This window comes from Roseomonas sp. GC11, assembly GCF_024437745.1.
GTDB lineage: Bacteria > Pseudomonadota > Alphaproteobacteria > Acetobacterales > Acetobacteraceae > Pseudoroseomonas.
Genome location: NZ_JANFNY010000123.1, coordinates 1 through 9,819, shown reverse-complemented (window position 1 = coordinate 9,819; position 9,819 = coordinate 1). Strand labels below are relative to the sequence as shown.

Sequence of the window (9,819 nt, the reverse complement as noted above, 5' to 3'; positions counted from 1 at the left end):
CCCCCCCCCCCCCCCCCCCCCCCCCCCCCCCCCCCCCCCCCCCCCCCCCCCCCCCCCCCCCCCCCCCCCCCCCCCCGGCCCTCTTGCGGCCTGTCTCCGGCTGGTGAACATGGCGCCAGCACCGAGAGGGACAGACCATGGCGCTCCGCATTGGCATTGCCGGCATTTCCGGCCGGATGGGCAGGCTGCTGGCCGAGGAGGTCGCGGCGGCGGGCGCCGAGCTGGCCGGCGGCATCACCCGCGAGGGGGATGCGGAGGCGCTCTTCGCCGCCAGCGATGTGGTGATCGACTTCACCCATGCCAGCACGGTGGAGCGGCATACGGCCCTCGCCGCCCGGCACGGCAAGGCGCTGATCCTCGGCACCACCGGCCTTTCGGCGGCGCAGGAGGCGGCGGTGGCCGCGGCGGCGAAGGCCGTGCCGGTGGTCTATGCCGCCAATTTCTCGCCCGGCGTGAACCTGGTCTTCGCCCTGGCCGAGCGCATGGGCGCCGTGCTGCCCCCCGCGCAATACGATGCCGAGATCCTGGAGATGCATCACCGCCAGAAGGTCGATGCCCCCTCCGGCACGGCCATCGCCATGGGCCGCGCCGTGGCGCAGGGGCGTGGCCAGACGCTGGAGGAAGCGGGGCTGGAAAGCGGGCGCGATGGCCATACCGGCGCGCGCGGCACCGGCCCGATCGGCTTCGCCGCGCTGCGCGGCGGGCAGATCGTCGGCGAGCATTCGCTGATCTTCACCTCCGGCAGCGAGCAGATCGTGCTGCAACACCGCTCTTTCGACCGCCGCGTCTATGCCACCGGCGCGGTGCGCGCCGCCGGCTGGGCGGCGGGGCGGGCGCCGGGCCTCTACGACATGAAGCATGTGCTCGGCATGGGCTGAGAGGGTCCAGGCCCCTCCCGGCCCCCCTGGCGGGGTTCGGCCACAGCCTCCGGGCACTTTTCTAACGCAATAGTTGATAAACCCAAGCAAATAAGACCTCATGACGATCCCGCTGCCTTCCACGCGGGAGGGGGATCGTCATGGCATCACCGCTGCGCCGCGCCCTGGGGGCGCTCCCGCTTCTGCTGGCCCTGGGCTGGGCCAGCCCGGGGCTGGCGGCGCAGAACTGCACGGCGGCGCAGCGGCAGGCCGAAGCCCTGCTGGATGCCGCGATGCAGGGCCGCGCCCCGCTGGCCCAGGCGGCGGCGGCCTTCGAGGCGCTGCTGGCCGGCGGGGTGGAGCCCTGCCCGGACCGCGCCGGCCTGCTGGAAAGCCTCGCCGATGCGCTGACCAGCCTGGGCCTGGAGCGGATGGAGCCTGCCCTGCTGCGCCGGGCCATCCTCTCTTATGAGGAGGCGCTGGCGCTGACGCCGCCAGAAGAAGCGCGGCGGCGCGCCCAGCGCCACAACAGCCAGGGCACCGCCCAGGCCCTCCTCGGCGAGATCACCGGCGACGCGGCGGCGCTGGAGGCGGCGCGGGCCAGCTTCGAGGCCAGCCTCCCCCTTTTCACGCGGCTGGGGCTGCGGGGGGAGGAGGCCGCCGCCCGGCGCAACCTTGGCCATGCCTTCACCGCGCTCGGCCTGCTGCGGGGGGATGCGGCGCTGCTGCGCCAGGGCGCCGGGGCCTATCGCGCCACCCTCGCCCTGCGCCCCGGCCGCGACACCGGCGCGGTGCAGGGCGAACGGGCCGAGGCCCTGCTGGCCGCCGCCCGGCTGGAGCACAGCCCGGCCCTGCTGCGCGAGGCCCTGGCCGCCCGCGATGCCGAGCGGCGCGCCCGCCGCCGCGCCGCCGATGCGGAGGGGCTGGCCCTGTCCTGGCAGGGGCGGGCGCATATTCTCATCCTGCTCGGGCTCTGGCAGGCGGCGGAGCCGGCACCGCAGCCCTGGCGCGCCCGCCTGCCCTGGCAGGCGCACTGGCAGGCCGCCCGCGTGGCCCTGTTCCAGGCGATGACCAGCCTGATGGCGGCGGAAGAGCCCTCACCCGCGCTGATGCGGCGCCTGCTGGCCGAAAGCGCCTGGATCTCCCAGCGCCTGGGGGCGGTGGAACGCAACCCCTTCCTGCTGGCCGAGGCGCTGCGGGTCTATGCCCTGCTGCGCGATGGGCCAGAGGGGAAGGGGCCAGAGGGGAAAGGGCCAGAGGGGAAGTCCCACCCCGCCCTGCTCTGCGAGGAGGCCCAGGCCCAGGCCCGGCTGGGCCTGATCACCCCCGGCACCCGGCATCTGCGCGAGGCGGACCGCCTCTTCCCCGCCTGCGACGCGCCAGAGGCGGTGGCGGTGGCGGGCCGTTTCCACGCCGGGCCGCAGGATGCGCCGCCGGATGAGGATATCCCGGCCCTGCGCGCGGCGGCGGCACGTGAGCTGGCCCTGCGGGAGCAGGCGGCACGCGGCGGCGCACGGCGCGAGGCCCGCGCCGTGGTGCGCTGATACGAGAAGAGGGCAGCCTGTTGAGAGGGGCTTCGCCCCTCTCAAACTCTCCCCACCAAAGGCCTGAGGCCTTTGGAAACCCATCAGGGCCCGCAGGCCCATGGCCCCAGCGCGGGGCAGAAGCGCAGGGCCGAGGCCCCGAAGCGCCCTTGACCCCCTGCCCCCCTCTTGCGAAACAGCCCGGCCGCGATTCCGCGGGGAGAGCCAGGCCGGGGCGAACCGGTCGCCAACGCGACAAGAGGACGATTAAGGCCATGCGCGACAAGGGCGAGTATCTGTTCACCTCGGAGTCCGTCTCCGAAGGCCACCCCGACAAGGTTGCCGACCGCATCAGCGATACGGTGCTGGACGCCTACCTGGAAGCCGACCCGTATGCCCGCGTGGCCTGCGAGACGCTGGTCACCACCAACCGCATCGTCCTGGCCGGCGAGACCCGTGGCCCCGCGAGCGTCACGCCCGAGCTGCTGATGCACCTCGCCCGCATGGCGGTGCGCGAGATCGGCTATGACCAGGAAGGCTTCTCCTGGAAGAATGCGGAAATCGCCTGCCACCTGCATGCCCAGTCCGCGCACATCGCCCAGGGCGTGGACGCGGCCGGCAACAAGGATGAAGGCGCCGGCGACCAGGGCATCATGTTCGGCTATGCCTGCACCGAGACGCCCGATCTCATGCCGGCGCCGCTCTATTATGCCCACCTGATCCTGCGCCGCATCTCCGAGCTGCGCCACAACCACGACAAGTCGGTGGCCGGCCTGCTGCCGGACGCCAAGTCGCAGGTCACGCTGCGCTATGTCGATGGCAAGCCGGTGGGCGTCTCCTCCGTCGTCGTCTCGACCCAGCACGAGGAAGGCCTGACCCAGGCCCAGGTGCGCGAGCTGGTGCGGCCGATCGTCATCTCCAGCCTGCCCGCCGGCTGGACCGTGCCGGAGGACGAGTTCTACGTGAACCCGACCGGCACCTTCGTCATCGGCGGCCCCGATGGCGATTGCGGCCTGACCGGGCGCAAGATCATCGTCGACACCTATGGCGGCGCGGCGCCGCATGGCGGCGGCGCCTTCTCCGGCAAGGACCCCACCAAGGTGGACCGCTCCGCCGCCTATGCCTGCCGCTACCTCGCCAAGAACGTGGTGGCCGCCGGCCTGGCCGAGAAGTGCACCATCCAGGTCTCCTACGCCATCGGCGTCTCCAAGCCGCTCTCGGTCTATTTCGACCTGCACGGCACGGGCCGCGACATCGACGAGGCGAAGCTGGCCAAGGTCGTCAACGACATGGTCAACCTCTCCCCGCGCGGCATCCGCGAGCACCTGCACCTGAACCGGCCGATCTACGCGCCGACCTCGGCCTATGGCCATTTCGGCCGCACGCCGGACCCGGTGAAGGGCACCTTCACCTGGGAGAAGACCGATCTGGTCCCCGAGCTGAAGCGCGCCTTCGGCCGCTGAGCCCATGCCGTGGGGCGGGCACGCCCCGCCCCACGGAACCGCCTCCCCGGATGGCCCATCCAGGGCCCGCAAGCCCCTGGCCTGCGGGCAGGCCCGGCGGCAAGATCGCCGCCGGATGGTGGTGGGCGCGTCACCGCCCCAGCCTCTCAGCACCAGCCTCTCAGCCCCAGCCTCTCCACAATGGCCGCGCAGGAGCCCGTGACGCATGGATGATGACGCCCCCCCACCCCCCGACCGCAGCCAGTACCGCGAGGTATTCGAGGCGGTCTATGCCGGCCCGGCCTGGGGCGGCACCTCGGGCCCCGGCTCCTCCCCCGTCGCCACGCTGGAATACCGGCAGTTCCTGGAACGCTTCATCGCCCGCAACAATATCCGCAGCGTCGTCGATATCGGCTGTGGCGACTGGCAGTTCTCCCGCTACATCCATTTCGGCAAGGCCAGCTATCTGGGCGTGGACGTGGTGCCGCACCTGATCGAGCGGAACCAGGCCGCCTATGGCGGGGAGAAGGTGCGCTTCGAGCTGGCGCCGGAAGACCCGGCCACCCTGCCCCAGGCCGACCTGCTGCTGATGAAGGACGTGCTGCAGCACCTGCCGGATGCGGAGATCCTCCACTATCGCAGGCATGTGGTGCCGCGCTACCGCTTCGCCCTGCTGACCAATTCCATCAGCAAGGTGCAGATGCGGCCGCGCCATAACACCGATATCGCGCCGGGGCGCTTCCGCACCGTGGACCTGCGCGCCGCGCCCTACCGCTTCAAGGGCGCCTATGTTTCCGAATACTGGACCGATGCGTGGGAACGCATCCAGACCCTGCTGGTGATCAATTGACCACTCCCGAAGCCGCCCCTGCTCCCGCCGTTCCGGACCGCCTCTATGGCCGCCGGCGCGGCCACCCGCTGCGCCAGCGGCAGCAGACGCTGCTGGACACCACCCTGCCGCGCCTGGCGCTCGACCCGGCGGACCCGCTGGCGAGCTTCCCCGTGCGCCCGCGCGAGTTGTGGCTGGAAGTCGGCTTCGGCGGCGGCGAGCACGCGCTGGAGCAGATCGAGAAGAACCCCGAGGCCGGGCTGATCGCCGCCGAGGTCTTCGAGAACGGCATCTGCTCCCTGCTCACCCGGCTGGTGCCGGAAGGCGGCGAGGCCACCGCCCCCCTGCCGCCCAATCTGCGCCTGTGGACCGAGGATGCGCGCCGGCTGCTGCGCGCCCTGCCGGAGGGCAGCCTCTCCCGCCTCTTCCTGATGTTCCCGGACCCCTGGCCGAAGGCGCGCCACGCCAAGCGCCGCTTCGTCCACCCCAGCATCATCCCGGTGCTGGAACGCGCCATCCGCCCCGGCGGCGAATGGCGCATCGCCACCGATGACCCGACCTACCAGGCCTGGGTGGCCGAGGTGATGGGGGCGCAGGAGGTGTTCGAGCGCGTCTCCCTCGACCTCAGCCGCCCCGAGGGCTGGCCCGGCACGCGCTACGAGGCCAAGGCCCTGCGCGAGGGCCGCCAGCCGATGTACTGGGTGTGGCGGAGGAAAGCCTGAAATTTCAGGTTAATGAAAGAAACTTCTTTTTCTGAAGAAAAAGAAGCAAAAAGACTTTTTTCAGGCTGCCGCCGTCTCCCGTCACGGCGGGACGCCCAACGATAAAAGTTTTTTGGTTCTTTTTTTCAAAAAAGAACCTCTTCTCTGAAAATGCCCAGCCCCCGCCGTGACGCGCCCGCCACAGCGGCGGGCGATTTCGGGGTGAGGCGCGCGCGCGAATTGACCGGCAGCGCAGCATCACGACATCGTGTCCGTCCATGGACGCAACGTTTTCCCTCTCTCCCGCCGGCGAGGCCGGGCGGCGCGGCCCTGAGGCCCTGGCGGCCGAGCGGGGCGGGCATCTCCCCTGGTGCGGCCCGGCGGCCGTGGCGCTGGCCGCCAACCGCTCCTATGCCGAGGCCTGCGCCCTGCTGCGGCAGGTGGCGCCGGCGCGCTACCCGGCGGCGGGGGAGATCGTCACCGCCTATTGGCGCGATGTGGTGGCGGCGCTGGGGCTGGCGGGGGTGGTGGCGCGGCCGGTGGCCCTGCCGCAGGCCCGCCCGACGCTGATCACCCTGGCGCGGCGCCACCTGGAGCCGGGGCTGCATCTCGTGCGCGTCACCGGCCATTTCCTCCTGCTGCGCCGCCACGGCTTCGGCCTGGCGGAGGTGGAGGATAACCGCCTCGCCGGCGCCGTGCTCTCGCCGCGGGCGCACGGGCTCTGCCGCGTCACCCATGCGGCGCGGCTGGAGGCCGGCTGAGAGAGGCTGCGGCATTTTCTTGTGCCGGCGGCGCGGGAGGACTATATGGCTGGCAGAACATCTTCGCTGCACAGCCAGGGGGGTGGCCTTAGCGGGCCGCCTTTTTTGTTTTTGGACGACGATCTGCCACAGAACGAGGGCCTTGAGGCCCGCATTGCTGCCGCCATCCAGCCGACGCTGACGGCGATGGGCTATGAGATCGTGCGCGTGCAGATCCAGGGCAAGCAGACCCCCACGGTCCAGATCATGGCCGACCGCACCGATGGCGCGCCGATCGGCGTGGCCGACTGCGAATCGATCAGCCATGCCGCCGGCGCCGTGCTGGACGTGGACGACCCCTTCACGGGCGAGTGGAACCTGGAGGTCTCCTCGCCGGGGATCGACCGGCCGCTGACCCGGACGAAGGACTGGGTGCGCTTCGCCGGCCATCTGGCGACGGTGGAAATGGCCATTCCCTTCGAGGGGCGGCGCCGCTACCGCGGCACCATCCTCGCTGCGGACGAGGAGACGGCCCGGCTGCGGCTGGAGGACGGCGCCGAGGCCGCCCTGCCCCGCCGGGACATCCGCCGCGCCAAGCTGGTGCTGACGGACGAGTTGATCGCCGCCACGGCGGCGGATGCCGCGCGCGCCCGGGGCGAGGAGACCCCGGACGATGACGATGCATCGCCCTACGCCAAGAGGAACTGAGCATCATGGCCGCTGACGTTGCCATTGCCCGCCCGGAGCTGCTGCAGGTCGCCGAGGCGGTGGCGCGCGAGAAGATGATCGAGCGCGACGAAGTGCTTGAGGCGATGGAGCAGGCCATCCAGAAGGCCGGCCGCGCCAAGTACGGGCATGAGAAGGACATCCGCGCCGTCATCGACCGCCGCACCGGCGAGGTGAAGCTCTCCCGCTGGACCGAGGTGGTGGAGCAGGAGCCGGTCGAGAACGAGGCGACGCAGATCCCGCTGCGCATCGCGCAGAAGATCAAGCCGGGCATCGCGGTCGGCGGGTTCATCGTGGACCCGCTGCCGCCGATCGATTTCGGCCGCATCGCCGCGCAGACCGCCAAGCAGGTGATCGTCCAGCGCGTGCGCGAGGTCGAGCGCTCCAAGCAGTTCAACGAATACAAGGACCGCGTGGGCGAGATCATCAACGGCGTCGTCAAGCGGACCGAGTACGGCAACCTGATGGTCGATCTGGGCCGCGCCGAGGCCCTGCTGCGCCGGGACGAGACCATCCCGCGCGAGGCCTTCCGCAATGGCGACCGCGTGCGTGCCTATATCTACGACGTGCGCGAGGAGCCGCGCGGCCCGCAGATCTTCCTCAGCCGCACCCATCCGGGCTTCCTGGCCAAGCTCTTCGCCCAGGAAGTGCCGGAAATCTATGACGGCATCATCGAGATCAAGGCGGTGGCCCGCGACCCGGGCTCGCGCGCCAAGATGGCGGTGATCAGCCGCGACTCGAGCATCGACCCGGTCGGCGCCTGCGTCGGCATGCGCGGCTCGCGCGTGCAGGCGGTGGTGGCCGAGCTGCAGGGCGAGAAGATCGACATCATCCCCTGGTCCTCCGACAACCCGACCTTCGTGGTGAACGCCCTGGCCCCGGCCGAGGTGTCGAAGGTGGTGATGGATGACGACAGCAAGCGGGTTGAAGTTGTCGTTCCGGATGACCAACTCTCGCTGGCGATCGGCCGGCGCGGGCAGAATGTGCGCCTGGCCTCCCAGCTCACCCGCTGGGACATCGACATCCTGACCGAGGCCGAGGAGAGCGAGCGCCGGCAGGAGGAGTTCCGCAAGCGCACCGGCCTCTTCGTCGAGGCGCTGGATGTGGACGACGTCATCGCCGGCCTGCTGGTGACCGAGGGCTTCGGCACGGTGGAGGAGCTGGTGGAGGTCCCGGACGAGGATCTCTCCGGCATCGAGGGCTTCGACGAGAATGTCGCCGCCGAGCTGAAGCGCCGCGCGCAGGCCTTCCTGGACCGCCGCGACCAGGAGCTGGACGAGAAGCGCCAGGCGCTGGGCGTCGAGGATGCGGTGGCCGAGGCCGGCGGCTTCAGCCCCGCCATGCTGGTGACGCTGGGCGAGAAGGGTGTGAAGACGCTCGACGACCTGGCCGACCTGGCGGCGGATGAACTGATCGAGATCCTCGGCACCGATGCGGTGGACGAGGAAACGGCGAATGCCATCATCATGGCCGCCCGCGAGCACTGGTTCGCCCAGGAAGAGCAGGCGAAGGCGGCCGGGGAGAAGGACGACGACCAGTAACACCGACACGCGGCCGGGCACCGCGCCGGAGGAGGGCATCCTCCCCGGCGGCGTCCTGGACTCCGGGGTGGCAGGCCCCGGTGCGGTAGCCTCCGCCATGGCAGACTCCGCCTTGGCAGACTCCGGCACGGAAGATTCCAGCGCAGAAGAGTCCGGCGCGGAAGAGTCTGGCACCGAGGAGTCCGGGCCGCCGGAGCCGGAGCTGAAAGGCCCGCTGCGCCGCTGCATCGTGACGCGCGAGACGCTGCCCAAGGAAGCCATGCTGCGCTTCGTGCTGGGCCCCGCGCGGGAAATCGTGCCGGACCTCGCCGGGCGCCTGCCCGGCCGGGGAATGTGGTTGAGCGCGCGGGCCGATGTGCTAGAACGCGCGCTCAGCCGGGGCGCCTTTTCAAGGGCGGCCCGCGGCCAGGTGCAATTGCCCCCAGACCTTCGCGCCCGGATCGAGACTGGCCTCAAGGGTCGCATCCGCGACCAGGTGGGCCTCGCGCGCCGGGCCGGCCAGGCGGTGTCTGGCTTCCAGCAGGTGCGCGAATGGCTCCAGGCCGGGCGCGCGGCCGTGCTGGTCGAGGCAAAGGATGGCAGCCCCGCCGAGCGGGACAGGCTGGCCGGACGGCGGGGCACCCCCATCGTCCTGGCCCTGACGGCGGAGGAGCTGGGTATGGTGTTCGGACGGGACCACGCGGTGCATGTGGCGATCGCACCCGGACGGATCGCCGAGGTGATCTTGCAGGAGGCGGGCCGTCTGGCCGCTGTCTCCGGCGTCGCGAGCGGAGCGGGGACGTGAGCCCGGCAACGGCTCGCGACAGAGGAATTGATGGCACAAGACGGATCGGGTTCAGGCGGACGAATGAGCGACCAGAATGAGCAGGACGCGGCGAAGAGCAGGCTGAGCCTTCGGCCCGGCGGCCGCCTCGAACTTGGGAAGACCGAGGCGGCGGGCACGGTGCGCCAGTCCTTCAGCCATGGTCGCGGCAAGACCGTGCAGGTCGAGGTGGTGAAGAAGCGCCCGCCCGGCGCCCCCGCCGCGCCGGCCAACACCACCACCAAGCCGGCCGCCGGCCCGCAGCAGGCCAGCGGCCCCCGCCCGGCGGGCGGCCCGCAGCGCGCCAGCGGCCCGGTGAACCGGGGCGGCAGCGGCTCGGCCACCGGCCGCCCGCTGACCCAGGCGGAGCAGGCCAACCGCCTGCGCGTGCTGGAGGAGATGCGTCGCCTCGAGGCCCAGCGCCAGCGTGAGGAGCGCGAGCGCCAGGCGCTCCAGCTCCGCAGCGCCGCCGAGGAAGCCGCGCGCAAGGCCGAGGAAGAGCGCCGCGCCGCCGAGGAGGCCGTCCGCCGCGCCGAGGAAGAGGCGCGCGAGAAGGCCGAGGCCGAGGCCCGCCGCAAGGTCGAGGAAGCCACCCGCAAGACCGCGCCGCAGCCGGCCCCCGCCGCCGCCCAGGGCCCGCGCCCGGCGGCCCATGGCC

Annotated in this window: 11 protein-coding genes; 10 read left to right on the top strand and 1 reads right to left on the bottom strand. The window is 71.7% G+C overall.

The features are described 5' to 3' along the window. Nucleotides 1-137: 137 nt before the first annotated feature. The 5 genes from dapB to NON00_RS22900 all read left to right on the top strand — a co-directional run bounded on the left by dapB (nt 138) and on the right by NON00_RS22900 (nt 5,373). Nucleotides 138-878, top strand: coding sequence for a 4-hydroxy-tetrahydrodipicolinate reductase (dapB, locus tag NON00_RS22920; RefSeq protein WP_256025102.1), 741 nt, complete (start codon nt 138-140; stop codon nt 876-878). A 140-nt stretch (nt 879-1,018) separates the two neighbouring features. Further along, complete coding sequence (locus NON00_RS22915; RefSeq protein WP_256025101.1) at nt 1,019-2,401, top strand: hypothetical protein; 1,383 nt, start codon at nt 1,019-1,021, stop codon at nt 2,399-2,401. Nucleotides 2,402-2,655: 254 nt separating this feature from the next. Then, nucleotides 2,656-3,843 (top strand): methionine adenosyltransferase, encoded by a 1,188-nt coding sequence (metK, locus tag NON00_RS22910; RefSeq protein WP_256025100.1) that lies wholly within the window; start codon nt 2,656-2,658, stop codon nt 3,841-3,843. A gap of 205 nt (nt 3,844-4,048) precedes the next feature. Further along, nucleotides 4,049-4,672, top strand: a complete 624-nt coding sequence (locus NON00_RS22905) for a trans-aconitate 2-methyltransferase (RefSeq protein ID WP_256025099.1) — start codon at nt 4,049-4,051, stop codon at nt 4,670-4,672. Next, a complete protein-coding gene (locus NON00_RS22900; protein ID WP_256025098.1) occupies nt 4,669-5,373 on the top strand; it encodes a tRNA (guanosine(46)-N(7))-methyltransferase TrmB in 705 nt (234 codons plus the stop codon). Before NON00_RS22905 ends, NON00_RS22900 begins: the two co-directional genes overlap by 4 nt. A gap of 4 nt (nt 5,374-5,377) precedes the next feature. Here the strand turns inward: NON00_RS22900 and NON00_RS22895 are convergent, their stop codons facing one another. Further along, nucleotides 5,378-5,632: a hypothetical protein gene (locus NON00_RS22895; RefSeq protein ID WP_256025097.1), complete on the bottom strand. Its 255-nt coding sequence runs from the start codon at nt 5,630-5,632 to the stop codon at nt 5,378-5,380. Here NON00_RS22895 and NON00_RS22890 point away from each other — a divergent pair. From NON00_RS22890 to NON00_RS22870, 5 genes are all read left to right on the top strand, one after another. Then, complete coding sequence (locus NON00_RS22890) at nt 5,631-6,113, top strand: hypothetical protein (RefSeq protein WP_256025096.1); 483 nt, start codon at nt 5,631-5,633, stop codon at nt 6,111-6,113. The two genes, NON00_RS22895 and NON00_RS22890, sit on opposite strands and share 2 nt — an antisense overlap. Nucleotides 6,114-6,158: 45 nt before the next feature. After that, complete coding sequence (rimP, locus tag NON00_RS22885) at nt 6,159-6,800, top strand: ribosome maturation factor RimP (protein ID WP_370688760.1); 642 nt, start codon at nt 6,159-6,161, stop codon at nt 6,798-6,800. 5 nt (nt 6,801-6,805) lie between these two features. After that, nucleotides 6,806-8,359 (top strand): transcription termination factor NusA, encoded by a 1,554-nt coding sequence (nusA, locus tag NON00_RS22880; RefSeq protein WP_256025093.1) that lies wholly within the window; start codon nt 6,806-6,808, stop codon nt 8,357-8,359. A 97-nt stretch (nt 8,360-8,456) separates the two neighbouring features. Beyond that, nucleotides 8,457-9,143 carry an RNA-binding protein gene (locus NON00_RS22875; protein WP_256025092.1) on the top strand — a complete coding sequence of 229 codons (687 nt, stop codon included), beginning with the start codon at nt 8,457-8,459 and terminating at the stop codon, nt 9,141-9,143. 63 nt (nt 9,144-9,206) lie between these two features. Further along, nucleotides 9,207-9,819 (top strand): translation initiation factor IF-2 associated domain-containing protein (locus NON00_RS22870; protein WP_256025091.1); only part of this gene is annotated, 613 nt, incomplete at its 3' end.